Genomic DNA, 25,347 nt, shown 5'->3' with positions numbered 1-25,347 from the left:
GGTTGACGAGGCCGTTCAGTCCCGGGGTCCGCCGGCGACGTAGATGACCTGGCCGGACACGAAGGACGCTCCCTCGCTGGTCAGGAACGAGATGGTGTGCGCCACGTCGTCGGGCCGGCCCACCCGGCGGACCGGGATCTCCGCCTCGGCGTGCTTCTGCATCGCCTCGAAGTCCACCTTCATCCGGGCGGCGGTGGCCGCGGTCATGTCGGTGACGATGAATCCGGGCGCGACCGCGTTGGCGGTCACCCCGAACGGGCCCAGCTCGATGGCGAGGGTCTTGGTGAAGCCCTGCAGGCCGGCCTTGGCCGCCGAGTAGTTGGCCTGGCCCCGGTTGCCCAACGCGGACGTGCTGGAGAGGTTGACGATGCGGCCCCAGCGCGCCTCGACCATGTGCTTCTGCGTGGCCTGGCTGAACAGGAACGCCCCGCGCAGGTGTACGCCGAGGACGGTGTCCCAGTCGGCGTCGGTCATCTTGAACAGCAGGTTGTCGCGGAGCACGCCGGCGTTGTTGACAAGTACGGTCGGCGGGCCCAGCTCGGCGGCCACCCGTTCCACGGCGGCCTCCACCTGGGCCCGGTCCGCCACGTCCGCACCGACGCCGAGTGCCCGGCCGCCGGCCGCCACGATCGCGTCCACGGTCTCCTTGGTCGCCGACTCCTCGATGTCGACCACCGCCACGGCCAGCCCGTCGGCGGCCAACCGCCTGGCGGTGGCCGCGCCGATTCCCCGTGCCGCCCCGGTCACGATCGCGACCCGCTGCCCCTCCGACATGCCTACCTCCCGGTAACTTGGCTCGACGGCAGGAGCCTAACCCACGCCGGGGTGGCTTGACCCCCGTCGATCCCGACCTCCGGACCGGGCACGCCGGCCCGGAGGTCACCAACCCCCGACGGGTCGGCCCGGCCTGCCGCTCAGTGCGACCAGGATCGACAGAGCCGGATCCAGCGGTAGCCGTACCCGGAAAGTTGCAGTTTGTCGAGCTTGCCGACGTCGTCGTAGTTTCGGTCGGCGAGCACGTCGATGGGCAGGTCCGCCTCGGGCTGAAGCTGGCTGAGATCCACCTCGGCGTCGGTGGTGCCGAGGTTGTGCAGGAAGACCATCGTCCCCGTCGGCCCGTCGGCCCGGTGCGCCAGCACCCCCGGCGGCATCGGCACGTCGATGTGCGTGGTGGAGCCGGAGCCGATCTCCGGTGCCTCCCGCAGCGTACGGATCATCCGCTCGAACCAGGCCAGCAGCGAGGTGCGATCCCGTCGCTGGAGGGTGACGTTGACCTTGTCGTACCCGAACTCACCCTTGTCGATGACCGGGCGGACGAGCTTCTCCGGCTCCGCTGTGGAGAAGCCGGCGTTGGGCTGGTTCGACCACTGCATCGGGGTACGGATCGCTTCCCGCCCGTCCAGCGACAGATCCTCTCCCATGCCGATTTCCTCGCCGTAGCGCAGCACCGGCGTGCCGCGCAGGGCGAACTGCAGGGAGTACGCCAACTCGATGCGCCGGCGGTCGTTGCCGAGCATCGGTGCCAACCGCCGACGGATGCCCCGGTCGTAGATGCGCATGTGTTCCTCGGGGCCGAACTGCGCGTACACCTCGTTGCGCTGTTCGGCGGTGAGCCGGGACAGGTCGATCTCGTCGTGGTTGCGCAGGAACGTCGCCCACTGCCCACCCTCGGGCAGCGCCGGGGTGTCCCGCAGCGCCTCGATCACCGGTTCCGGGTCCTGCCGGGCCAGAGCCAGCATCAGCCGGCCGTTGAGCATGAAGTCGAAGAGCATGTGGACCCGGTTCGCCGAGCCGCCGCTGTCACCGAAGAATGCGGGAAGGTGGTCGGGCTCGACGTTCGCCTCGGCCAGCAGGACCGCGTCGCCGCGCCGCCACTGCACGTGCTGGCGCAGCTCGGTGAGGAATTCGAAGTCCAGTTCCGGGTTCGGGTCTCCGGGCTCGGTGCGTTCGATGATGAACGGCACCGCGTCCATCCGGAATCCGGCGACGCCGAGTTGGATCCAGAACGACATGATCTTCTTGATCTCGGCGCGTACCGCCGGGTTCCTGGTGTTGAGGTCCGGCTGGAACTTGTAGAAGCGGTGGTAGTACCAGGCCTTCGCGGTCCGGTCGTGGGTCCAGGTCTCATGCTGTTCGCCGGGGAAGACCATGCCCTGGTACCGGTCGGTCGGCTCCTGCTCCGACCAGACGTACCAGTCGCGGTACGGCGAGTCCGGCGAGGAGCGTGCGGACTGGAACCACGGGTGCTGGTCGGAGGTGTGGTTCACCACCAGGTCGATGATCACCCGGATCCCCCGGTTGCTGGCCTGGTGCAGCAGCTCGGCGAAGTCGCCAAGGGTGCCGAACCGTGGGTCGACGTTGTAGAAGTCGGTCACGTCGTAGCCGTCGTCGTCGTTGGGCGACGGATGGATGGGGTGCAGCCAGAGGCAGGTCACCCCGAGCCGGGCGAGGTAGTCCAGCCGGCCGATCAGACCCCGGATGTCACCGACCCCGTCACCGTCGGAGTCCGCGTACGTGTCGATGTCGAGGCAGTAGACGACCGCCTCCGAATACCACCTGTCAGACATGCCCCGGTACCTTCTCCCAGTCGGGACGTCGGCAAACCCGACTCGGTACGGTGCCGGGATGCGGAGCATCGAATGGTCGGGCGGCGACTGGCACGGCCGACCGGTCCGGGTGACCGAGGAACCGGACGGCACGCTGAGCGTCGAACCGGGCCAGGGCAGCGACCTGTGGCGACACACCAGTTACGGCTTCGTGCACGACGATGCCCCGGCCCTGCTCGCGCCGTTCCCGGCCGGCACCGCCGTGGAGGTCGACTTCCCGCTGGCCTGGACCGGGCAGTTCGACCAGGCCGGCGTGCTGGTCCGGGTGGACGACCGGAACTGGGTCAAGGCCGGCGTGGAGGTCAGCGACGGCCAGCCCCAGGTCGGCGCGGTGGTGACCCGCGACGTCTCGGACTGGTCCGTGGCACCGGTCCCGGACTGGGCGGGCCGGGAGGTGAGCGTACGCGTCAGCCGCGCCGGTGACGCGCTGACCGTACGCGCCCGGGTCGCCGGTGAGCCGTGGCGACTGGTCCGACTCGCCCCGTTGGCTCCCGACGCGGTGGCGACGGCCGGTCCGTACTGCTGCTCGCCCAGCCGGGGCGGGCTGGTCGTGCGGTTCACCGGATGGCGCCACGGCCCGGCCGACGAGGCGCTGCACCCGCAGGAGTGACCTGTCCGGGCCCGGTGTGCGGGGCGGTTCCGGTGGGTAAACGTCCGCTTTACGCCCGCACCGCGAAAGGCATCATCATGGCGCTCGCCCAGGACGTCGACCCCGCTCAGGTCGGCGGGCTGACCGGCTGGATCGCCGGCGTGATCGAGGCGGGCGGGGCGGCGGGGGTGGCCCTGCTGGTGGCGCTGGAGAGCATCATCCCGCCCATTCCGAGCGAGATCGTCCTGGCGATGGCCGGGTACCTGGCCGGCGAGGGTCGGTTCAACGTGGTCGTGGTGACCGTCGCGGCCACCGTCGGCTCAGTGCTCGGCGCGTTGTTCCTCTACTGGGTCGGCGCGGTCGTCGGCGAGGACCGCCTCAAGCGGTGGCTCGACCGGTTACCTCTGGTCGACATGCACGACCTGGAGAAGGCCGACCGGTGGTTCGAGCGGTACGGCCGCTGGGCGGTGTTCTTCGGCCGGATGGCGCCGGTGGTGCGCAGCCTGGTGTCGGTGCCGGCCGGGGCGAACCGGATGCCGCTTGTCGAGTTCGTCACGCTCACCACGCTGGGCAGTGGTATCTGGAACGGGATCTTCATCGGTCTCGGCTACGCGCTCGGCTCCCGCTGGCAGCAGATCGACCGCTACAGCTCCTGGTTCGACTACGGGATCCTCGCCTTGATCATCCTCATGGTCGCCACCTGGGTGATCAAGAAACTCCGCCGCCGCACCCCCACCCACACCCCCTGACCACCCCACCCACCCCTGCATCGAGCCCAAGATCCGGGCAACTTCGGGGATGGTGCTGCCTCAGCCGAGCCTGAAACAGCAACATCAGGGAAGTTGCCCGGATCTTGAGCGTCAGGGGAGGGTGCGGAGGTGGGGGGAGACGGTGCGGGCGAAGGTGTTGTTGTTGGTGATGTCCCAGTTGATGGACCAGGTCATCGCGCCACGCAGGCCGGGGTAGGTGCGCGGCGGGCGGAAGCTGCCGCAGTTGGTGCCCCGGGTCAGGCAGTCCAGCGCGGCGTTGACCACGCTGGGCGGGACGATGCCGCCACCGGCCGCGCCGGGACCGGCCGGCAGGCCGAGCCCGACCTGGTCGGGCCGCAGCCCCGCCTCCAACTGGATACAGGCCAGCGCGACGATGAAGTTGACCGTCCCCTGGGCGTACGCGGCGTTGTTGTCGCAGCCGAGCATCGCCCCGGAGTTGTAGTACTGGGTGTTCACCACGGTCAGGATGTCCTTGATGTCCAACGCCAGCTTGAAGTAGCTGCCCGCCGGGTTCTGCATGTCGATGGTCTGCGGCGCCATCGCGATGATCAGCCCGCTGCCCACCTTCGCCCGCAGTGACCGCAGGGCCTGCGCCATGTACGTCGGGTTCAACCCGTTCTCCAGGTCGATGTCGACGCCGTCGAAGCCGTAGCGCTGGATCAGGCCGTACACGCTGTCGGCGAAGCCCGCCGCGGACGCCGAGCTGTCGACCACGACCCGGCCGGTCTCGCCACCCACCGAGATGATCACCTTCTTGCCGCGACTCTGAAGGGTCCGCACGTCGGCGGCGAAGTCGGCGTCGGTGTACCCGCCGAGCGCGGCGGACAGGCCGGGGTCGATGGCGAAGCCGACCGCGCCGGGCGTGCCAGTCGCGTCGGCGAAGGCCACCGCCACCAGGTCGTACTCGGTGGGTACGTCACGCAGCCGCAACTCGACGGCCGGGTTGTCGAAGTTGTGCCAGTAGCCGGTCAGGATGTGCTTCGGCAGCCCGCCGACCGGCGGCGGCGTGGTCGGCGGCGGCGGCGTCGGCGGCGGCGTGGTGGGGGGCGGCGTGGTCGGCGGCGGCGTGGTCGGCGTGGTGCCGCCGGCGCAGGCCGCGCCGTTGAGCTGGCAGTTCGCCGGTACGCCGGAACCGCTGCCGAGGAAGCCGAAGGAGACCGAGGCACCGGGTGCGATGGTGCCGTTCCAGGAACGGTTGGTGAAGGTGTACCGCTGGCCGCTGGAGGTCAGCAGCGCGTCCCAGTAGGTGCCGACCGTGGTACCGGCGGGCAGGTCGAAGGCGAGACTCCAGCCGTTGACCGTGGTGCCGCCCCCGTTGGTGATGGTGTACTTCCCCTCCCAGCCCGAGCCCCAGTCGGACGTCTTGACGAAGCTCGCGGTGACTCCGGCGGCGTACGCGGCTGGCGCCAACCCGACCGCCCCGATCGCGGCGGCCATCGCGCCGATCACCGCCAGCACCAGCGTTCTGGACCGTTTCATGTGCCCCTCCAGCCCGGACGAAATCCATGGACGTCAACCTGGCGCCTATTATTAAGACTGTTAACTGTTTCTGTCCAGGGTTGGCCCCGGGTGCATCGACACGGCCCCCTGTCCGCCAGAGGCGATGCCAGGGGGCCGTGTCGTCACGCCTCAGCGGCGGAAGTGGAACCAGTTGACGTTCACGAAGTCGTTGGGCTGTCCGCTGGTGAAGGTGAGGTAGACGGTCCGTCGCCCGGTCACTCCGGAGACGTTGCCCGGCACCGACCGCCAGCTCTGCCAGCCACCGGTGTTGGCGATGGCGAAGCTGCCGATGGGTGCGCTGGTCGGGCTGTCCACCCGGACCTCCACCAGGCCACTGACGCCGGCCCCCGCGCCGGAGGCGACCCGGGCCACGAAGTCACGTGGCCCGCCGGAGCCGAACTCCACGTTGTCGAAACGGACCCAGTCGCCGTTGCGCAGTGCCCCGATGTTCTGCCCGCCCTCGGAACACGCCTCGACGATCACGCCGTTCTGGGCGTTGAAGGACTCGGCCTGGATGGTCGCGTACGCGTCCCGCGTCCCGCCCGGCGGCGGGGTGGTCGGCGGTGGCGTGGTGGGCGGCGGGTTGCTGCCCCCACCCCGGCTGTAGACCGCGACGTAGTCGACAAGCATCGGCCGGCCGGGCACGGTGGCCGAGGTCGGCGTGGCGCTGCCGGCGACCCCGTTCGGGAAGGCCCCGCCCATCGCCACGTTCAGCAGCAGGAAGTAACCGGCGTGGCTGGTCATCTGCGACCAGTACGGCTCACCGACCCGGCTCTGGCTGACCGTGTGGTAGAGCTGCCCGTCGACGTACCAGCGCAGTTGCTGCGGGCTGACCGAGGCGTCCCACTCGAAGCGGTAGGTGTGGAAGGCGGACTGGCAGGTGCTGCCGGGGCAGGCCCGGGAGGCGCCGATGCCGTTGAACTCGTCGCACGGGCCGCCCGGCGCGACGCCGCAGTGCAGCACGCCCCAGACCGAGTTGAGCCCGTTGACGTTCTCCATCACATCGAACTCGCCGATGCCCGGCCAGTTCTGGTAGTTGCCCCGGTAGGGCGAACCGAGCGCCCAGAACGCCGGCCAGTACCCCGACGCGGCGGCACCTGTCACGTTGGGCATCTGGATGCGGCCCTCGATGGCCAGGATCCCGCCGGCCGGGGCCTTGAAGTTGCTGCGGACGGTCTCGATGCGCGCCGAGGTCCAGCGGCCGGCGCTGTCGCGCAGCGGGGTGATCCGCAGGTTGCCAGCGCCGTCGTGGCTGACGTTGGCGGTGCTGTTCGTGTACGTCTGGATCTCGCCGGTGCCCCAGTTGGGTGGGCCACCCGGGTAGCTGGTGCCGGTGTCGATGATCCAGTTGCCGGCGGACGGGAGGGTGCCGGCGGCGCCGGTGAAGTCGTCGCTCCACACCAGGTTCCAGCCCGAAGGGGGCGGCGGCACGGCGGCGTCCGCGGTCGTGCCGAGTCCGGCCACGACGGTGGCGACGGCGGTGAGCAGGGTCAACGCCAGCGGCAGCCGGCGTCGCGCAGGCGGGGCGGCGGGTGCCGCCGGGGCAGTTGTCATGATGTGCCTCTCTGCGGGGACGGGAGAGAGCGCTCTCTCACGAGTTGTACGTCCCCCTCGCGCAGTTGTCAATATCGATCGATCCGGTCTGCCTCGCGATCGCGCACACCCCCGCCACACCCGGGCGGAGTTTCCCGGTACCACCACAGCGGGTAATTGCCGGCCGACCCGGTGCGGACGGACCGCCCGGGAGGAAGTGGACGGTGGTAGCGATGGTCAGGCAGGCGGCAACCGCCCCGCGTCCCCCGGTCGAGGCAACCGACATGCTCACCGTGGGTGTCGAGGAGGAGTTCCTACTCGTCGACCCGGAGACCGGGGCCGCGGCGCCCGCCGTCGAGGCGGTGCTGGAGGAGGTCCCCGCCGAGTTGCGGGGACAGGTCGAGCGGGAGTTCCAGACCAGTCAGATCGAGATCGGCAGCCCACCCGGATTGGAACTCTCCTCGATCCGGCACTCGCTCAGCCTGCTCCGCGCCGCGCTGGCCGACGCCGCCGAGCGGGCCGGCGCCCGGTTGCTCGCGATCGGCACCGGGCCGATCGACGGGCCGGTCCCCCCGGTGGTCGACAAGCCCCGCTTCGACCGGATGATCGCCCGGTTCCGGCTGTTGGTGCCCGGGCCGGGCAACAACGGCATGCATGTCCACGTCGGAGTGCCGGACCCGGACGCGGGCGTACAGGTGCTCAACCATGTGCGGCCGTGGCTGCCGATCCTGCACGCGGTCACCGCCAACTCGCCGTTCTCAGGCGGGGAGGACACCGGCTACGCCAGTTGGCGATCGATCGAGTGGGAACGCTGGCCCTCGGTCGCGCCGACGCCCTACCTGGTCAACCACGAGCACTACCAACGACTGATCCGTCAGCTAATCGCCAGCGGCGTGATGCTCGACGAGGGGATGCTCTACTGGTACGCCCGGCTGTCGGCCAAGTATCCGACGGTGGAGCTACGCATCGGTGACGTCTGCCCGACCGTCGACGACGCGGTCCTGATCGCCGCACTGGTCCGTGGGCTGGTGGCGACCGCGCTCGACGACATCGCGGCCGGGCGGCCACCGCTGCCGACCGACCATCACCTGCTGGTCGGCGCGCACTGGCGGGCCGCCCACGACGGGTTGGAGGGAGAGGCGGTCGACCCGCACAGCGGTGAGCTGCGGCCGGCCTGGGATCTGCTGCACCAGCTCGTCGGACGCCTCGGTCCGGCCCTCGACCGACACGGCGACCTCGCCGAGGTGACCGGCCTGCTGGAGGGGCTGCGCCGGCACGGCAGCGGGGCCGCACGGCAGCGTTCGGTGTACGCCCGGACCGGACGGTTGGAGGATGTGGTGGAGGACGTGGCACGCCAGACCCGGGGCGAGGACCCGGCCTGACGAGAGAGGTGATGGCGTGGCGGAACGGTTGATCGTCGTCGGCGGGGACGCCGCCGGCATGTCGGCCGCCGCCCAGGCGCGCCGTCGTCGGGGCGTGGACGACCTGGAGATCGTCGTGTTCGAACGGGGGCACTTCACCTCGTACTCGGCCTGTGGGATCCCGTACTGGATCAGCGGCCTGGTCACCGACCGGGAGCAACTGGTGGCCCGGTCGCCGAAGGTGCACCGCGAGGACTACGCCATCGACGTGCGGATCCGGCACGAGGTGGTCGAGATCGACCTGGTCCGCCGCGAGGTGGTCGCCCGTGACCTGGACGGCGGCGGTGAGGTCCGGGAACCGTTCGACACCCTGATGTACGCCGCCGGAGCGGTGCCGAAGAAGCCAGCCTGGGCGCACACCGACGCCGCCGGGGTGTTCGGGGTGCAGACCCTCGACGACGGTTCGGCGCTGCGCGGTTGGCTGGAGACCGAGCCGCGGCCCCGGCGGGCGGTGGTGGTCGGCGGCGGCTACATCGGCGTCGAGATGGCCGAGGCACTGGTCCGCCGCGGCCTGTCGGTCACCCTGGTCGAGCGCGACGAGCAGCCGATGTCGACAGTCGACCCCGACATGGCCCGACTGGTCACCGAGGCGATGCGCGGGCTGGGCGTGGACATCCGCACCGGCGTACGGGTGACCGGCCTGGCGGAGCGCGACGGCCGGGTCAGCGAGGTGGTCACCGACGACGGGCCGATCCCGGCCGACCTGGTGGTCCTCGGTCTCGGCGTACGCCCCAACACCGAGTTGGCCGCCGCCGCCGGCCTGCCGCTCGGGCCGACCGGCGGCATCCGGGTGGACCGTCAGATGCGGGTGTCCGGGGTGCCCGGGGTGTGGGCCGCCGGGGACTGCGTGGAGACCCTGCACAAGGTCAGCGGCATGCCGGTGCACGTACCGCTCGGCACCCACGCCAACAAGCAGGGCCGGGTCGCCGGCATCAACATCGGCGGCGGGTACGCCACCTTCGCCGGGGTGATCGGCACCGCGGTGACCAAGGTGTGCGAGCTGGAGGTGGGACGCACCGGCCTGCGGGAGCGCGAGGCCCGGGCGTCCGGCTTCGAGTTCGTCTCGGTGATCGCCGAGTCGACGAACCGCGCCGGCTACTACCCCGGCGCCCGGCAGATGACGGTGAAGCTGATCGCCGAGCGGCCGAGCGGGCGACTGCTCGGCGCCCAGATCGTCGGCTGGTCCGAGGCGGCGAAGCGGATCGACACCCTCGCCGTGGCGCTGTGGAACAAGATGACGGTGGACGACATGACCGCGCTCGACCTCGGCTACGCCCCGCCGTACGCCCCGGTCTGGGATCCGGTGCTGGTCGCCGCCCGCAAGGCCGTGGACGCGCTCGCCGGCTGACGGCTCCGGGGCCGGATTCTGTCGGTGCCGCGGGTTAGCGTAGGCGCGCCGCCCGGTCAGGGCCGACGCCAACCCCTCGGAGGAATCCTTATGTCGCAGGAGACGACCTACCTCGAACTGTCCGAAATGGACGGTGCCGCGCACAAGTTCTACGAGGTGATGGTCGACGACGCCACGATGACCGTGCGCTTCGGGCGGATCGGCGACCAGGGTCAGGTGAAGACCACCGGCTACCCCGACAACGCGCGGGCCCGCGCCGCCGCGGCGAAGAAGATCGGCGAGAAGATCCGCAAGGGGTACGCTCCGGCGGTCCGCGGCGTACGCCAGAAGCGGGCAGTCTCCCGGCGGCAGATCGTCAGCACCCGCTCGACCGCCCGCACCGCCCCGGTCCTCTGGCGGTACGACTCCGGCGCACCGGCCTTCGGCATCTTCGTCGACGGGCGCACCTGCATGGTGGGCAACGAGCGCGGTGTGATCACCACTCTCGATCACGACGCCCGCGTGCTGGACCAGGTCCGGCTTCCCGACGGGGTCAAGTGCATCGTCGCCGACGACGCCTGGATCTACGCCGGCTGCGACGACGGCAACGTCTACGACCTGTCCGGCAAGATCCCCCGGGTGGCGTACGCGATCGTTCCCGACATCGACATCTACTGGCTCGACATCCACGACGGCGTGCTGGGTGTCTCCGACGCCGACGGTGGGGTCGCCGCCATCGACCACGAGGACGAGTTCCTCTGGCGACGGGCCGGGCGCGGCCGGTCGGCCTGGATGGTGCGCTGCGACGCCGACGCCGTCTACCACGGCGACTCGACGGGGGTCAGCGGCTACGACTGGCGCACCGGGCGGGAGTTGTGGCACACCCGCACCGGCTCGGTGCTCTTCGGCTGGCAGGAACGCGACGCCGTGTTCGCCGGCACCGCCACCCGCGAGGTGGTGCGCCTCGGCAAGGACGGCGGTTCGGCGCTGCGCACCTACCGCGCCGATGCGCCGGTCTTCTCCTGCGCCACGGCCGCCGACGGTCGTTACGTCTTCGCCGGTGACAGCCAGTCGTCGATCTACTGCTTCGCCGCCGACGGCACCCGGCTGTGGAAGCTCGGCACCGGCTGCGGATCGGCCTACTCCATGCAGTACCACGACGAACGCCTCTACGTGGTGACCACCAGCGGCCACCTGGCCTGCATCGACGCCAGCGAGCCCGCGATCCGGGCGGCGGAGGCGGGCAACGTGCCCGACGTGGTCGACGTGAAGGCCCCGGCCCGGCTGCCCGAACCAGCCGCCGTCACCGAGGTCGAGGTCGTCGGCGACGCCGGTGACGGGGTGATCGTCGAGTGCGTCGAGCAGGGCGGTCGGCTGCGGGTGCACGTGCTGTCCGCCGGCTACCACCGGAACTGGTCGGTGCAGTTCCCCAAGGGCATCCGCCAGCCGGGTGCCCGCTACCTGGTCACCGAGGTCCGGGAGTCCGGCCGTGGCGGCTTCTACCGGGCGTACGGTGACATCCGCCGCCTCCGCTGATCACGGTTGTGGCCGCTGCTCGGCCTCGGTCACCATGAGCCGGTGACCGGCGCGCTGCGACTCCCCGACGGCTTGGCCTGGCTTCGCGACGTGCCGGGTGGCCCGGAGTGGTTGGCCGAGTTGCCGGACCGGCTGGCCACCTGCGCCCGGCGCTGGTCGCTGCGGCTCGGGCCGCCCTTCGGGTACGCCTGCGCCTCCCTGGCCTTGCCGGCCGAACTGCCGGACGGCACCCGTGCGGTGCTCAAGTTGCAGTTCCCCGACGCGGAGAGCGAGCACGAGGTGACCGCGCTGCGGCGTTGGGACGGCGACGGTGCCGTCCGGCTGCTCGGCCACGACCCCGACCTGCGGGCACTGCTGGTGGAGCGTTGCAATCCCGGGACCCCGCTGCACGCGTTACCGCTCGACGCGGCGCTCGACGCGGTGGTGGCGCTGCTCCCCCGCCTCTGGGTACCGGCCGGTCAGCCGTTCACGTCGTTGGCGGAGGCCGCCGCCGGTTGGGTGTCCCGGCTGCCGGTGAAGTGGGAGCGGGCCGGGCGGCCGTTCGAGCGGCGGCTGGTCGACGCCGCGCTCGACCTGCTCGGCGGGCTCACCGGCAGCCAGGGTGTGCAGGTCCTGGTCAACCAGGACCTGCATGCCGCCAACGTGCTGCGCGCCGAACGCGAGCCGTGGCTGGTGATCGACCCGAAACCGCTGGTCGGCGAGCGGGAGTTCTCGGTGGTCCCGATGGTGCGCGGCACCGAGCTGGGCCACTCCCGGGCGGCCGTCCGCCACCGCCTGGACCGGCTCAGCGCCGAGCTGGGGCTCGACCGGGACCGCGTCCTGGGCTGGACGATCGGTCAGACGACGGCCTGGAGCATCGACGGCGACCGGGTCTTCCCCGACCACGTCGAGGTGGTCCGCTGGCTCCTCGACTGATCCGCGTCTCGGTCAAATCTTGGTCGAGCACGGCCCCCTGAAGGGCCGTTCCAGACCAAGATCCCCGCCGGTCGGGTCAGGACTGGCAGGTGGGGCACCAGTAGAGGTTGCGGGCGGTGATGGTGCCTCGGCTGATCGGGGTGCGGCAGACGTGGCAGGGTTGGCCGGGGCGGCGGTAGACGTAGACCTCTCCCCCGTGCCGGTCGACTCGGGCCGGCCGACCCATCGCCTCGGGCAGGTGCGCGGCGCGGACGGTGTCGATCCGACCGGTGGTGACCGCGAGCGTCATCAGCTCGACCAGGTCTGCCCAAAGCACCTGCCAACCGGCCGGGGTCAACTCCCGGCCGGGCAGCCGCGGCGACAGACCGGCGCGAAACAACGCCTCCGTCACGAAGATCAGACCTGTGCCGGCCACCACCGTCTGGTCCAGCAACAGCGCCGCCAGTGGCATCACGCTGCGCGAGATCCGCGCGTACGCCCGCTCCGGATCGGCGTCGGCGCGCAGCGGATCCGGTCCGAGTCGAGCCCGCAGCGCGGCCACCTCGGGCGGGCTGAGCAGTTCGCAGGCGGTCGGCCCACGCAGGTCGAGCCAGTGCCGGTCGCTGGTCAGCCGTAGACGGATCTGCCCCACCGGCTCCGGCGGTTCACCATCGCCGTCGGTAACCTTCCCGTAGAGGCCGAGGTGCACGTGCAGCGCGAACTCACCGGCGTAGTGGTGCAGCAGGTGCTTGCCGTACGCCTCGGTGGCCTCCAGCACCGTGCCGGAGATCCGGGCGGCACCGTCGGCGAAGCGCCCCTGCGGGCTGGCGGCGAGCACCTTGTCCCCCACGAACAGCTCGGCGTGCCGGGCCGCCAGGCGATGAATGGTGTGTCCCTCTGGCACGACGCCAAGCGTAGCCAGCGGGCCGGTGAGCAGCGGTCGGGCCCGGCCTTGCCACGTGGTGACGGCCGGCAGGGGCGTGCCAAGCACCCCGAACCGGTCACCCGTCCCCGGGTAACGCTGCTACTCGACGGTAAGGGATCGCCCTCGGCGTCTGGTTCAATTGCCGATCGGGCCGCCGGCACGGCGGGCACCACGTCGACTCGATGGGGGCGGGGTCATGACGGATGAGATACGCCGTGCGGTGGTGGTCGGCAACAGCGACGGCATCGGGCTGGCGTTCACCCGCAGACTGCTCGCCGACGGCTGGCGGGTCACCGGGCTGTCGCGACGGGACAACGCCATCATCGTCCCCACATACGCCCACCACACGATCGATGTCACCGCGCCGGACTATCCGGACGTGCTGGGCAAGGCGATCGACGAGCTCGGCGGGGTGGACCTGTGTGTTTACGCCGCCGGCATCGGCGAACCTTTTGATCCGGTCGACCTGGACGCGCAGACGCGCACCTTCGAGGTCAACCTGATGGGCGCGGTACGGACCACCGCCGTGGTGGTGCCGAGAATGCTCGCCACCGGCGACGGGCACCTGATCGGGATCTCCAGTCTCGCCGACCGGCTGGTCTCCGGCGAGGCGCCCGGCTACGCCGGCTCGAAGGCCGGAGTGTCGTCGTACCTGACGGGTTTGTCGGCGGCGCTGCGCCGGCACGGCGTGCACGTGACCACCGTGCGATTCGGATTCGTCGACACCAAGATGGCCAAGGGCTCGTTCCGACCGCTGATGATCCCGGTCGATGACGCCGTGGAGATCCTCGTGCGCTGCGTCCGCAAGCGTCCCGTCCGGGTCTCCCGGCCCCGCCGCCTGGCCCTCCTCACCGCCACCCTGGCCCCCCTGATCCGCCCCCGCTAACACCCCACCCCCACCGCCGCCCTCGCCGTCGCAGCCCTCGCCTTTGCCTGCCGCAACTGCATGATCGACGAGGGGAGCGGTGCGGGGCGGGCGGAGTGGGGTGTCGGGTGGGTGGGGGTTGGGTACCTGCTGGGTGTTGTGGCGTGGTTGGCGATACGGGGCTGATGCCGCCATCCACGCATCGATCAGGAGGTGAACCCATGAAATTTTCTTCGTTGTTGCGCCGGGAGGAACCGGCGCCGCCGGCAGCCGACGACAGCAGGACCGGGACGGTCGCCACCGACACCCGCCCCGACGAGCGGTCCGGCGTCGAGGGTCGCACCGACGGCAGCACCACCCGCCGAACCGCTGCGGACCCGGTCGCCGGCCAGCCCGCCACGGACCGCGCCGCCAAGGACCGTGCCGCCACCAGCCCGACCGCTGGCGCCGGCACCGCCCGGGTGGATGGCCAGCCCGACGCACAACGGAGCGCCGAGGCCCGCGCCGCCACCGCCCGATCCACGGTTCACGGTTCCCGCCGCGCTCGTGCCGCCACCACCGAGACCGTCGACGGCCACCGCGTCACCGGCGTGGACCGCACTCTCGACGGTGACCGCGCCAGCGGCCGGGACCGGGCCGTCGATGGCCTCCACACCACCGACCGCACCACAGACCGCGACCGCACCTCCGACGGGGATCGGGCCGGCGACGCGGATCGCCACGCCGACCGGGACCGGAGCGTCGGCACCGTCGAGCGGGACGGCAGGGTCGACGACGACCGGACCCCCGACGGCGCAACCGGCCGGGACGTACCGTCGGCGCCGGTCGGGCCACGGCCCCGGGCCAGTCTGCTGGCCACGCTCGGCCTGATCGTCGGCGTCGGCGGCATCCTGTTCGTGCTCACCGGCGCCCTCGCCGGGTACGGCATCGCGCTGGGCGCGGTCGGAGCGGTGCTCGCCGTGCTCGGTCTGATGGCCACCCGTCGGCGCCACATCGCCGGCAAGTCCGACGCGCTGCTGGGCATCGCCTTCGGCCTCGGCGCGGTGGTCCTCGGCGTGCTGGCGATGACCGGCCAGTACGACTGGCCGTCCACCGACGGAGATGTCGTGGTCCGCTTCCGCGAGTGGCTTGATTCACAGTTTGTCGACCGCCTGTAACGGGCACTTTTCGGCCCGCCGGTGATTCACCGGTGCCGGTCGGTGCGGAACCGACCGTAGCCCGATCAGATCTGGTGGTTCACCAGCCGGGCGCACATGCTCGTCAGGGGCGGCGGTTCGCCGCCCCTGACGTATGTCCGGGGGCGGTCGTCCCCGGACAGCTGCCTGGCGACCCTCAACCCGCGAGCCGGGCCGGGAGCCGCACGCAACGAATCTGCTCCAGCCGGGTGCCATACGCAATGATCTGCCGCCCAATGCAAGGGTTCGCGGTGGATCCGGCTGGTCTAGCCCGCATACCGTTGAACCACGGCGCCAGCCCGTGGGCCGACGGTGGCCGGGCGCGCCCGAGGCTTGGAGCAGGACAATGACGATGGACGCCACCCGCCAGCGCTTTCTGATGTGCCGGCCGACGTACTTCGCCGTCGACTACGCGATCAACCCGTGGATGGACCCGACCGCACCGGTCGATGCCGACCTCGCAGTGCGGCAGTGGGAGCGGTTGCGCCAGGTCTACCTGGATCTGGGCCACACCGTCGAGGAGATCGCGCCGGTGCCGGGCCTGCCCGACATGGTCTTCGCCGCCAACGGTGGCACCGTGATCGACGGCAAGGCGATGGCCGTGCAGTTCCGCGACCCGCAGCGCGCCGACGAGGCGCCCGCGTACCGCGCCTGGTTCGAGGCCGCCGGCTTCGAGATGTACGACCCGAAGCACGTCAACGAGGGTGAGGGCGACGTCCTGCTGGCCGGGGGCCACCTGCTCGCCGGCACCGGTTTCCGCACCGCGCACGCCTCGCACGCCCAGCTCCAGGAGGTCTTCGGCTACCCGGTGATCACCATGCAGCTGGTCGACCCGCGCTTCTACCACCTGGACACCGCGCTGAGCGTGCTCGACGAGCGGACCGTCGCGTACCTGCCGGAGGCGTTCTCGCCCGGCAGTCAGGCCGTGCTGCGCCGGCTCTTCCCGGACGCGGTGCACGCCACCATGGCCGACGCGGAGGTGCTCGGGCTCAACGCGGTCAGCGACGGCCGGCACGTGGTACTGCCCGAGCAGGCCACCGGTCTGGCCGCCAAGTTGCGCGACCGGGGCTACGAGACGATCGGCGTCGACCTGTCCGAGCTGCGTCGGGCCGGCGGTGGCCCGAAGTGCTGCACGTTGCGACTCCGTCAGGGAAAGGCGAACCGATGATCGAGGACATGCTGCGGACCCCGGCCGCGGTGCAGGATGCGGAGCGCCACACCGCGCACAACTACCACCCGTTGCCGGTGGTGATCTCCTCCGCCGAGGGCGCCTGGGTGACCGACGTGGACGGCAGGCGTTACCTCGACTGCCTGGCCGGCTACTCGGCGCTGAACTTCGGTCACCGGCACCCGACGCTGATCGCCGCCGCGCACGCCCAGCTCGACAAGCTGACGCTGACCAGCCGGGCGTTCCTCCACGACCAGTTCGCCGACTTCTGCCGGGAGCTGGCGGCGCTGTGCGGCAAGGACCTGGTGCTGCCGATGAACACCGGGGCCGAGGCGGTCGAGACCGGCATCAAGGTGGCCCGCAAGTGGGGCTACCAGGTCAAGGGGATACCGGCCGGCCAGGCCAACATCGTGGTCGCGGAGGGCAACTTCCACGGGCGTACGACCACAATCGTCAGCTTCTCCACCGACTCCGACGCCCGGGCCGACTTCGGGCCGTACACCCCCGGTTTCCGGATCGTCCCCTACGGCGACCTGGCCGCCCTGACCGAGGCGATCGACGAGCACACCGTCGCCGTGCTGCTGGAGCCGATCCAGGGCGAGCAGGGCGTGGTGGTGCCACCCGAGGGCTACCTGCACGGGGTACGGCTGCTCTGCACCGAACGCAACGTGCTGTTCATCGCCGACGAGATCCAGTCCGGCCTGGGACGCACCGGCACCACCTTCGCGTGTGAGCAGGAAGGCGTCGTGCCGGACATGTACCTGCTGGGCAAGGCGCTCGGCGGCGGCATCGTGCCGGTTTCCGCGGTGGCCGCCGACACCGACGTGCTCGGCGTACTCCAGCCCGGACAGCACGGCTCCACCTTCGGCGGGAACCCCCTCGCCTGCGCCGTGGCGACCGAGGTGGTCCGGCTGCTGGCGACCGGAGAGTTCCAGCGCCGCTCCGCCGCACTGGGCGAGCGGCTGCAAGCCGGCCTGCGCGGCCTGATCGGCAAGGGTCTGGTCGCGGTACGAGGCCGGGGTCTCTGGGCCGGCCTGGACATCGACCCGGCCCTGATGAGCGGCCGGGAAGCCTGCGAGCGGCTGATGGAGCGGGGTGTGCTGGCCAAGGACACGCACGGCTCGACCATCCGACTGGCCCCGCCGCTGGTGATCACCGAGGAGGAGATCGACCACGCGGTGGCGCAGGTGGCCGCAGTCCTGGCCGGCTGAGCGTTCGTACCCTCCGGTGGGCGTCGGGACCCGGTCCCGACGCCCACCGGCGTTCAGCGTGGCAGCCGCATCGCCATCGTCGGGGCCTCGGACATCACCGAGTCCGGGTTGTACGGCGCTCCCGCCGGGAACTCGTTCGGGCGGCCGACCTGCACCCCCGGGTACAGCTCCACCATGTCACCGGTGCCGAGCACCCGGGACTGCTGCGGGGCCAGCGGGATCCGGTCCGCCTCCGTGAGGGATCCGCCCGGCCGTACGCCGGAGCCGTTGGTGCTGACGTCGGTGGCGACGACGTCTCCGCCGCGCAACTCCAGCCGCAGGTGGTTGCGGCTGATCCAGCGCCGCGCCTCGTCGTTGAGCCACTGGCCGAGCATGATGCCGCCGGAGCCCTCCGGTGCCCGGCCGATCACCACCGGCTGTTCCTCGGTGAGTACGAAGCGACGACGGATGAGGCCACCGACCCGGATCGCGAGGACCTCGCTGCGTGGCCGGGGCCCGGCGTCACGCAGCCGCGCACCGTGTCGGGGACAGGTGGGCACGCCGTTGCGCAGCGACGGTGGCGGCTGCCCGGTCGGTGCGCGGTCGATCCGGGCCAGGTCGGCGAAGGCTCCCCCGCCCCCGGCACCGCCGAACAGGGTGCAGCCGGACTCCGGGCAGCGCCACTCGCGGGAGAGCAACTGGGCACCGGCCGGTGAGGGCGGACCGGTGACCGGCGTGTGACCACCGCCGACGTGGGCGATGAAGACCGGACCGCCAGCACCCGGCACCGGAGCGAGGACCCGGCCCGGCTGCTCGACCAGCCAGGGGAACCGTCCCCGCAGGCCGTCGAAGCGGACCCGGCTGAGCACCGGCAGGCCGAGCAGGTCGGCCACCTCCAGCATCCGGTCACCCGGGTTGTCGAGCACCTCCACCAGGCCGTCGTCGGCCCATCTGCGCACCACCATCCGCTCGTTGGAGGTGAGGTCGGCGTCGGAGAGCATCCCCCGGTGCACCACCGCGTAGACCGGGACGCTGTCCTCCTCAAGGCTGCGCGCCAGCGCGTCGATGACCATGCCGAGACGCAGTGAACTGGCCGGCCGCCCACCGTCGAGATCCTGGTAGCGGATGATTTCGGCCAGGTCGAGCACCGCGCGGGCCAGCTGCGGGTCGGTGCAGACCCGCCCCTCGATGGCGTCCAGCACCTTGCTGATCTCGAACCTCATCGGGCACCTTCCACGATCTCGTCGATCCGGCGCGCCAGCCGGATGTCACGCATGGTGACCCCGCCGATCGAGTGGGTCGCGCAACGGAAGGTCACCGTGCGCCACCGGATGTCGATGTCGGGGTGGTGGTCCAGTTCCTCTGCCGCGACGGCAACCCGGTCGACCACTGCGATGGCGTCCGGGAAGCTGGCCAGCTCCACGGTTCGGGTGATCCCGGCGGAGTCTCCCGACCAGCCCGCCAGCCCATCCAGCTCGTCTCGCACCGCCTCGGCGGTGAGCACCTCTGCCATGGCCAGACCCTACCGGTGTCGGCCGGCACCACCGCCACCAGCGACGCCTCATCGGAGGCGACAACATCAGGAATGTGGTCGCCTCCGCCGCTGCCTGATACAGCAGAATCCCCGATGTTGTCGCCTGTCCGGGGAGCGTCCACTTCCCCAGCACGCCCGCGGCCTCGGCGTTGCCGGCGGTGTTGGGGCGACGGTGGTCCCGAAGGGAGGTCGCGGGCCGGGCGTCAGCTCATGCGGCCGACGGCGGATCGCAGTCGGAGCAGGTCCCGGCGGCGGCGCTCGTAGGTGGTCGCCACGCCGATCAGAGCCAGCCCGGCGGCAGCCAGGAACGCCCACCGGGGCAGCAGGTCCCAGCTGCGCACCAGCTCGTACAGGGCCAGCAAGGCCAGTGCGCCCGCGCCGAGCAGCACCGGTGCCTGCCAGCGGCGGACCGCGCCGAACAGCGTCACGGCGAGTGCGGCGGTGCCGATCAGCAGCCGTCGCCACGGGTGCGGGTCGGTGCCGAACAGCACGACGGTCAGGCTGGGCAGCAGCAGGGCGGCCAGGCCCGGGCCGAGCGCAAGCCAACTGTTCAGTCCAGGCCGGGTACGCAGCCCCACCGCACCAGCCCCCAGCGCCACCGCGGCCAGCGGCACCGTGTACGCCTCCAGCACGCTGACTCCGCCGGCCGCCAACAGCAGCCAGACGGCCATCAGTTCGCTGCCCCCGCCGATGCCGGCGAAGACCCGGCGCCGCTCGATCGACTCGTCCCGACGCAACAGCCGGACACCCATCGCGACGCCCCACAACACGCAGATCGTCGCGGCATGCCGGAGTGCCCCAAGGGTGAGCAGCAGCGCGAGCAGCGCCACCGCCTGTGCGGCGGCGTCCAGCACCCGCCCCACCAGCGCATCCTGGGCGGGCCGGGCGGACACCGCGGAAGCCGTCCAGGTGGCCACCGCCGCCCCGGACGTGGCGCCCGGCTGCGGAGGCAGCGATCCCGGCCGGTTCCATCGGCTCGACGGGAGCGTCGCGGCGAGCGCGAGGCTGACCACGGCGACGCCGAGCACCGCGAACGCCGCCACGTGAGGCGGCTGCCCGCCAGCCAGCGGGGCAGTCAACGCGAACCCGGTCGCCGCGGCCACCGCGACCAGCCACCCGAGCACGCGTACCGCGAGGTGACGCCCGCCCACGCCGACAACCGTCGCCGACACCACCAACAGGCCCAGTCCGCCCAGGGTGCCGGCCCGGGTCGCCTGGAGGTTGAGCAGCCCGGCCGCCGCCAGCACCAGACCGACCGGCATGGCCACTCCGACGAACGGCCCGCCCGGGTGGCGCAGCGTAACGGTCAGCAGCAGAACCACGCCACCCAGCAGAGCTGCGGCCGGCACCACCGGCCAGGGCACGGCGGCGGCGACCAGCAGCACCGGCCCGGCGGCGGCCACGAAGGGCAGCATCGCTCCGGCGACCCGCCAGCCATCGATACCGTTGCCGCGAGCCCGGCCACCGCCAGCCCGGCCACTACCGGCCCGGCCACTACCGGCCCGGTCACCACCGGCGCTGTCGGTGCCAGCGGAACCACCGACGGGGCCGGTACCAGCGCCGTCCCCCACAGCGGAGGAACCCGCAGCGGCGGTGCGGGTGGTCGGCCAGGTGAACAGGGCCGCCGCCAAGGACAGCAGCACCAGTGCCAGGCCGACCGGTAGCGCGTCCGGTGACAGACGAGTCGCCGGAACGCCGGACCACGGGGCGGGTGGCGGCCCGTACGGCGTCAGCAGGGCGGTCACCACCACCGGCACGGCCGCCAGCACCGCCACCATGGCCAGGCCCAGCCCGGCCACCGGCAACAGCCCCACCGGGCGGGCCCGGAATCCAGCGAGCGCCACCAGCGAGGCCGCCACCGACGCGTACACCGCCACCCGCTCGGCACCCGGCACGACCAGGGGCGACAGCCCGGTCAGCACCCCCACCACGGCGAGCCCGGTCGCGGCGTACCCGGCCAGTTCGGGCCAGGATCGACGCAGCGCGAGCAGCGCCACCGCCGGCAGCGCGACGGCGGCCAGCGCGCCCCGGGCCTGCCACCACGGCGGGGCACCGACGCCGATCAGCCCGATCGCCGCCCCCGCCGGCACCACGAGCACCGCGGCAGCCAGCCCGCAACCGGCCACCATCTGCCGCACCGGGTCGCCGCCTCGGCCGGCGACCGCCACGCCGAGCCCGACAGCCAGGACCACCGCGCAGGTGGCACCGGCACCGATCGGGTCGGCCAGCCCGACCAGCAGCCCGTGCCCGAGCAGTGCCGCACCGGCCGAGGCCGAGGTCAGCACCGCAACGGTGGGCAGCGTCGGTCGGACCACCGCCGCGACCAGCAACAGCACCCCGACCGCAAGGTCGATCGCGACAACCGCCGGCCACGGCGCGGCCCAGGCCACCGGCACGGCGAACGCGGTCGCGGCGAGACCGGCCACCAGCACCGCCGACCGCGCCGCCCGGGGCAGCAGCACTGCCACCGCCACCGACGTCAGCGCCGTCGCCACCGGCAGTTGCCAACCCCAGGCGAACAACGGGCCCGCCGTGGCTCCCCGCCACGGCGGCAACGATCGGCCCACGGCGGCACCGGCCAGCAGCAGTCCCGCCAGCGCCGCCAACAGCCCACCAGCGCCGGCCACCAGCAACGCCCCCGCGCGCGGACCGGCCCGCCAGCCGGACGGGAGCAGCCGTACCGCGCCGGCCAGCCCGGCCGCGACAAGCGCTGCCACCAGCAGCCACACCGAGGCGCGCAACTCCACCACCGGGCGGAGAATCGCCGCTGCCAGCACCGGCACCAGCGCACCGGCAGCCAGCGCCCGTGCCGGCCCGCCACCGGTCAGCAACGCCGCCCCGAAGGCGGTGAGCGCCACCAGCAGCATCGGTCCGCCAGCCAGCACCGGTACCCCAGCCGCCCGACCGACAAGCAGGGGCACCAGTGCGCAGCCTGCGGCGAGCAGCAGCCAACCGGCGAACCACGCCCAGGCCAGGAGCGTCCCGGCCAGCCGTACCGCCGGTGTCGTCGCGGCCCCCTCGTCCGCGACGACACCGGCCCGCCGCCGCAGCGCCACCACCACCGCCAGGTCGGCCAGCGCCGCCCCGACGAAGACCACCGCCCACCCGGCCGGTTCCGGTCGGACCTCGGCGGCCAGCAGCGGCAACAGCGGCTGAACGACCAGCAGCGCGGCGAACCACGGCACGGCCAGGCGGCTGAACCGGGCGTAACCGACCGTCACCGCCGCGCTGATCGCCACCACCAGGGCGGCGTACCGGCTGCCCGGCCAGGCGGTCACCCCGAACAGGTCGACCGACCAGGCGGCGTACCCGTCGAGCAGTACCAGCAGCAGCCCGACGGCGGCGAAGGTCTCGGCGGTGCCGCGCAGCCCTCGCCGACGTGCGATCAGCGGCACGGCCAGCAGCAGCGCGGTGAACGCCAGCAGGATCGCTGCCCGACCAGCCACCCCGACCGACGCCCAGGCCACTGCGGTGAAGACCGTCGCCGCCGTTCCGAGCAGCAGTCCACCCAGGACGAAGAGCAGGCCCTGCACGGTCCGCGTCGACGTCTCCGCGCCACCCGGGCGAACCGGGACGGAAGCGGGCCGGCCACCGATCGGCACCGGAGCGGGTGCCGGATGTCCGGCGACGGCCGGTGCGGCGCGATGGTTCGGCGGTGCGGTGGGCATCGGGAACTCGGCCCGGACCGCAGCGGCCAGTTCGTCCCGCCGTCGCCGCACCGTGTCCAGTCGCCCGACCAACCCCTCGTACGCCTGACGGGCCCGCTGCACCTCACCGCCCAGCACGGCGATCTCCCGGTCGAGCCGGATCACCTCGGCGGCGGCCGGATGCGGCGGCCGGCCGCAGCCGGTGCAGCCGGAGTTCAGGTTCGCCGGGCCTCCGCAGGCCGGGCAGGGGTAGGCGTTGTCCACGCCGTCATCCTCGACGGCGGAGCGCCGTCGGCACCAGAGTGCGCGTACTCAGGAGCGGGTGTGCTCGAAGACCCAGGCGGCGTACCCGGGATGGCCGCAGTCCACCCGGGTGACCAGAATCTCCGGCACCTCGTAGGGATGGCTGGCCCGTAACTGCTCGACCAACGCATCGACCCGGTCGGGTGCGGTCTTGAACTGCACCGACCACTCGGTGCTGGTCTCCACCCCCGACCGCCACCAGTACGTGCTGTCCACCTGGCCGCCCACCTGCGCGCAGGCCGCCAATCGCCCGGCTACCGCGGCGGCAGCCAGCAGATCGGCGACCGACCGCGCGTCGACCACCGTCGTCACCACGCTGATCTGCTCCACCTGCGCACCCTACGTCGCGTCGTCGCGGTTGGTCGCGATCCACTCGTCTATCCGACTCCACCATTCGTAGAGCCAGTCGATGCGCTCCTGCCGGCCGGTCGGCACCTCCTCCGGCGGCACCGACCAGAACCGCATCACCAGCCGCTTGTCCATCGGCAGCTCCCGCCACACGTCGGTCACGGTGAGCATGCGGTCCAGGCCGGTGTGGGCCACGAAGATCACCCCGGCGTCAGGTGCCGCGTCCAGTGCCGCCAGCAGTCCGCCCGGCTGTGGGGCGAGCACGTGCCGCATCGCCTCCGCCTTCAGCGCCATCCGCTCATGCCCCCGGTCCCGCAACCGCGCGATGGCCCGCAGCCGGCGTTTCGGGGTGAAGTTGCTGCCCTCGGGAAAGATGACGAAGGCGTCGTCGTCGTCCAGTCCGGTGGCGAGGTGCCCGACCTGCTCGGTAAGCGAGCCCCGGCCGTCGCGACCCGGCGCGATGAACCGGCTCGGCAGCCGGTTGAGCAGCACGTCGATCGCCGGGTCCCACTGGAGGGTGTCCTTCAGGACGATCCGTGGCTCGCGCTGGAACCAATTCACCAGCGCGTGGATCAGGATGAACGAGTCCCCCGGACCGGCGTGCCGACACAGCACCAGTTCCGGCCGGCCCGGCAGCGCGGTGTCCGGGTCGGTACCGACCACGTCGATGCGCAGCCGCAGCATCCACCGGGCCTGCCAGAAGAACACCCGCAGGAACCAGCCGGCAAGCACGTAGTGGGCCCGCTGGAAGGCCGGTGCCCGCACCCGCCAGCCGAACCCGGAGCCGACCCAGAGCCCGAAGAGGCTGAGCAACGCCGCCGCGTCCCAGACCAGGTAGAAACAGCCGAGCCAGAGCAGTCGCAGCGGACGCAGGTGCCCGGGGACGAACGGGGACATGGCGAGGGCTAGCAGGGCCCACAGCGGCACCGTGGTCACCAGCAGGATCGCCAGCAGCACCACACCGGGTGCCAGCAGCAGTCGGCGCAGCCAACGCGGCGGTAACGGCATCAACGTTCCAGGTTCGCCAGGTAGTGCCGGGAGGCCGAGTACGCCCGGCTGATCCGCCGGCCCACCGCCGCCATGTCCCGGTACGCCCACGGAGTGTCGTCGCGCGGTTCCAGCCCGCCGGTCGGCAGGACGTGCACCTCCACCCCGTCGGGCAGGGCGGCCATCTCCCGGGCGAACCGGTGCCGGCGGGCGATCTCGAACGCGACCTGGGCGATCTCCCAGGGCCGCCGGGGCGGTGCCAGCGCCCGTTCGATCCGGCCCACCTGAAGTACGAAGATTCGCCCGGCACCGGCCGCGACCGCCTCGCCGATCGGGATGGAGTTGACGATCCCGCCGTCCACATAGTGCTGGTCGCCGATGCGGGCCGGCGGCAGCAGCCCCGGCACCGAGGCGGAGGCGAGGACCGCCGGCACCACCGGTCCGCTGACGAACCAGTGCTCGGCGGCCCGCTCGATGTTGGCCGCGCAGCAGCGGAACGGAATCTTCAGATCGGCGAAGGTGGTCTGGGCGCCGAGTTCGTTCTCCAGCAGCTTCCGCAACGGGCGGGGCGAGTGCAGATGGGTACGGGCGGCGAAGCGCCGCAGCTGCCGGGCGACCGAGTCGCCGTACACCTCGCTGGCCTCCGGGGAAGCCCAGAGCCGTACCAGTCGGTCGGTCACCGCCTCGGACGGGTCGGCGGCCACCAGGGCGCCGTTTACCGCGCCGATGGAGGTGCCGAGCACCAGGTCGGGCCGGATTCCGGCCCGGAACAGGGCGCGCAACATGCCTACCTCGACCGCGCCCAGGACGCCCCCGCCGCCGAGCACGAAAGCCACCGGTCCCCGCGCCATGCCGTTCATCCTGGCACGGCCGGTCCCGACGGTCCCGTCCCGTACGCCCCTGCGCCGGGGAACACCGCCGCGCGGCGACGCCCGCCGGTCATCTCGACCCGTCCCATGTCCATCGAGGCCCGTTGACAGGGGGGCAACATTCGCGCAACCTGATACCGCTCCCACATATGAGGGCAGG

Annotated in this window: 21 protein-coding genes; 10 read left to right on the top strand and 11 right to left on the bottom strand. The window is 72.0% G+C overall.

Features of this window, described 5'->3' with window-relative positions; genetic code table 11:
- Positions 1 to 15: 15 nt before the first annotated feature.
- Positions 16 to 774, bottom strand: a complete 759-nt coding sequence (fabG, locus tag Vse01_RS17350) for a 3-oxoacyl-ACP reductase FabG (RefSeq protein ID WP_093405336.1) — start codon at positions 772 to 774, stop codon at positions 16 to 18.
- 140 nt (positions 775 to 914) lie between these two features.
- Positions 915 to 2,567, bottom strand: a complete 1,653-nt coding sequence (locus Vse01_RS17345) for an alpha-amylase family protein (RefSeq protein ID WP_093405335.1) — start codon at positions 2,565 to 2,567, stop codon at positions 915 to 917.
- Positions 2,568 to 2,625: 58 nt separating this feature from the next.
- Between Vse01_RS17345 and Vse01_RS17340 the strand changes: the two genes are divergently transcribed.
- Positions 2,626 to 3,216, top strand: a complete 591-nt coding sequence (locus Vse01_RS17340; RefSeq protein ID WP_093405332.1) for a DUF1349 domain-containing protein — start codon at positions 2,626 to 2,628, stop codon at positions 3,214 to 3,216.
- A gap of 77 nt (positions 3,217 to 3,293) precedes the next feature.
- Positions 3,294 to 3,944 (top strand): DedA family protein, encoded by a 651-nt coding sequence (locus Vse01_RS17335; RefSeq protein WP_093405331.1) that lies wholly within the window; start codon positions 3,294 to 3,296, stop codon positions 3,942 to 3,944.
- Between the two features lie 111 nt (positions 3,945 to 4,055).
- Here Vse01_RS17335 and Vse01_RS17330 read toward each other — a convergent pair whose 3' ends face one another.
- Positions 4,056 to 5,444, bottom strand: a complete 1,389-nt coding sequence (locus tag Vse01_RS17330; protein WP_093405329.1) for a chitinase — start codon at positions 5,442 to 5,444, stop codon at positions 4,056 to 4,058.
- A gap of 150 nt (positions 5,445 to 5,594) precedes the next feature.
- Positions 5,595 to 7,019 carry a carbohydrate-binding protein gene (locus Vse01_RS17325; RefSeq protein ID WP_093405326.1) on the bottom strand — a complete coding sequence of 475 codons (1,425 nt, stop codon included), beginning with the start codon at positions 7,017 to 7,019 and terminating at the stop codon, positions 5,595 to 5,597.
- Between the two features lie 212 nt (positions 7,020 to 7,231).
- Here Vse01_RS17325 and Vse01_RS17320 point away from each other — a divergent pair, with 212 nt between their 5' ends.
- The 4 genes from Vse01_RS17320 to Vse01_RS17305 all read left to right on the top strand — a co-directional run bounded on the left by Vse01_RS17320 (position 7,232) and on the right by Vse01_RS17305 (position 12,197).
- A complete protein-coding gene (locus tag Vse01_RS17320; protein WP_093405323.1) occupies positions 7,232 to 8,380 on the top strand; it encodes a carboxylate-amine ligase in 1,149 nt (382 codons plus the stop codon).
- 16 nt (positions 8,381 to 8,396) lie between these two features.
- Positions 8,397 to 9,767: an FAD-dependent oxidoreductase gene (locus Vse01_RS17315; protein WP_093405320.1), complete on the top strand. Its 1,371-nt coding sequence runs from the start codon at positions 8,397 to 8,399 to the stop codon at positions 9,765 to 9,767.
- A 90-nt stretch (positions 9,768 to 9,857) separates the two neighbouring features.
- A complete protein-coding gene (locus Vse01_RS17310) occupies positions 9,858 to 11,282 on the top strand; it encodes a WGR domain-containing protein (protein WP_093405318.1) in 1,425 nt (474 codons plus the stop codon).
- A gap of 42 nt (positions 11,283 to 11,324) precedes the next feature.
- Positions 11,325 to 12,197, top strand: coding sequence for an aminoglycoside phosphotransferase family protein (locus Vse01_RS17305; protein ID WP_232511271.1), 873 nt, complete (start codon positions 11,325 to 11,327; stop codon positions 12,195 to 12,197).
- A 76-nt stretch (positions 12,198 to 12,273) separates the two neighbouring features.
- Here Vse01_RS17305 and Vse01_RS17300 read toward each other — a convergent pair whose 3' ends face one another.
- Positions 12,274 to 13,080 (bottom strand): Fpg/Nei family DNA glycosylase, encoded by an 807-nt coding sequence (locus Vse01_RS17300; RefSeq protein WP_093405519.1) that lies wholly within the window; start codon positions 13,078 to 13,080, stop codon positions 12,274 to 12,276.
- Positions 13,081 to 13,297: 217 nt separating this feature from the next.
- Between Vse01_RS17300 and Vse01_RS17295 the strand changes: the two genes are divergently transcribed.
- The 4 genes from Vse01_RS17295 to rocD all read left to right on the top strand — a co-directional run bounded on the left by Vse01_RS17295 (position 13,298) and on the right by rocD (position 17,520).
- On the top strand, positions 13,298 to 13,987 hold the full coding sequence (locus Vse01_RS17295; protein ID WP_093405315.1) for an SDR family NAD(P)-dependent oxidoreductase: 690 nt from the start codon (positions 13,298 to 13,300) through the stop codon (positions 13,985 to 13,987).
- Between the two features lie 200 nt (positions 13,988 to 14,187).
- Positions 14,188 to 15,123, top strand: coding sequence for a thrombospondin (locus Vse01_RS29370; protein ID WP_232511270.1), 936 nt, complete (start codon positions 14,188 to 14,190; stop codon positions 15,121 to 15,123).
- Between the two features lie 370 nt (positions 15,124 to 15,493).
- Positions 15,494 to 16,309 (top strand): dimethylargininase, encoded by an 816-nt coding sequence (gene ddaH, locus Vse01_RS17285; protein WP_170863453.1) that lies wholly within the window; start codon positions 15,494 to 15,496, stop codon positions 16,307 to 16,309.
- Positions 16,306 to 17,520, top strand: coding sequence for an ornithine--oxo-acid transaminase (gene rocD / locus Vse01_RS17280; protein WP_093405310.1), 1,215 nt, complete (start codon positions 16,306 to 16,308; stop codon positions 17,518 to 17,520). Before ddaH ends, rocD begins: the two co-directional genes overlap by 4 nt.
- Before the next feature lie 53 nt (positions 17,521 to 17,573).
- On the opposite strand, the gene Vse01_RS17275 is transcribed toward rocD, so the two are convergent.
- The 6 genes from Vse01_RS17275 to Vse01_RS17250 form a co-directional block, all read right to left on the bottom strand.
- On the bottom strand, positions 17,574 to 18,722 hold the full coding sequence (locus Vse01_RS17275; protein ID WP_093405308.1) for an FHA domain-containing protein: 1,149 nt from the start codon (positions 18,720 to 18,722) through the stop codon (positions 17,574 to 17,576).
- Positions 18,719 to 19,012, bottom strand: coding sequence for a 4a-hydroxytetrahydrobiopterin dehydratase (locus Vse01_RS17270; RefSeq protein WP_093405305.1), 294 nt, complete (start codon positions 19,010 to 19,012; stop codon positions 18,719 to 18,721). Before Vse01_RS17270 ends, Vse01_RS17275 begins: the two co-directional genes overlap by 4 nt.
- Positions 19,013 to 19,236: 224 nt before the next feature.
- Positions 19,237 to 22,944, bottom strand: a complete 3,708-nt coding sequence (locus tag Vse01_RS17265) for an SCO7613 C-terminal domain-containing membrane protein (RefSeq protein ID WP_093405303.1) — start codon at positions 22,942 to 22,944, stop codon at positions 19,237 to 19,239.
- A gap of 48 nt (positions 22,945 to 22,992) precedes the next feature.
- A complete protein-coding gene (cutA, locus tag Vse01_RS17260; RefSeq protein ID WP_093405300.1) occupies positions 22,993 to 23,313 on the bottom strand; it encodes a divalent-cation tolerance protein CutA in 321 nt (106 codons plus the stop codon).
- 9 nt (positions 23,314 to 23,322) lie between these two features.
- Positions 23,323 to 24,339 (bottom strand): 1-acyl-sn-glycerol-3-phosphate acyltransferase, encoded by a 1,017-nt coding sequence (locus Vse01_RS17255; RefSeq protein WP_093405298.1) that lies wholly within the window; start codon positions 24,337 to 24,339, stop codon positions 23,323 to 23,325.
- Positions 24,339 to 25,169, bottom strand: a complete 831-nt coding sequence (locus Vse01_RS17250) for a patatin-like phospholipase family protein (protein WP_093405517.1) — start codon at positions 25,167 to 25,169, stop codon at positions 24,339 to 24,341. Before Vse01_RS17250 ends, Vse01_RS17255 begins: the two co-directional genes overlap by 1 nt.
- Positions 25,170 to 25,347: the final 178 nt, after the last annotated feature.

It is taken from the genome of Micromonospora sediminimaris (assembly GCF_016863575.1).
In the GTDB taxonomy this organism is placed as follows: Bacteria; Actinomycetota; Actinomycetes; order Mycobacteriales; family Micromonosporaceae; genus Micromonospora; species Micromonospora sediminimaris.
Note: the sequence above shows the minus strand (reverse complement) of the source record. Positions and strands in the feature narration are given on the sequence as shown.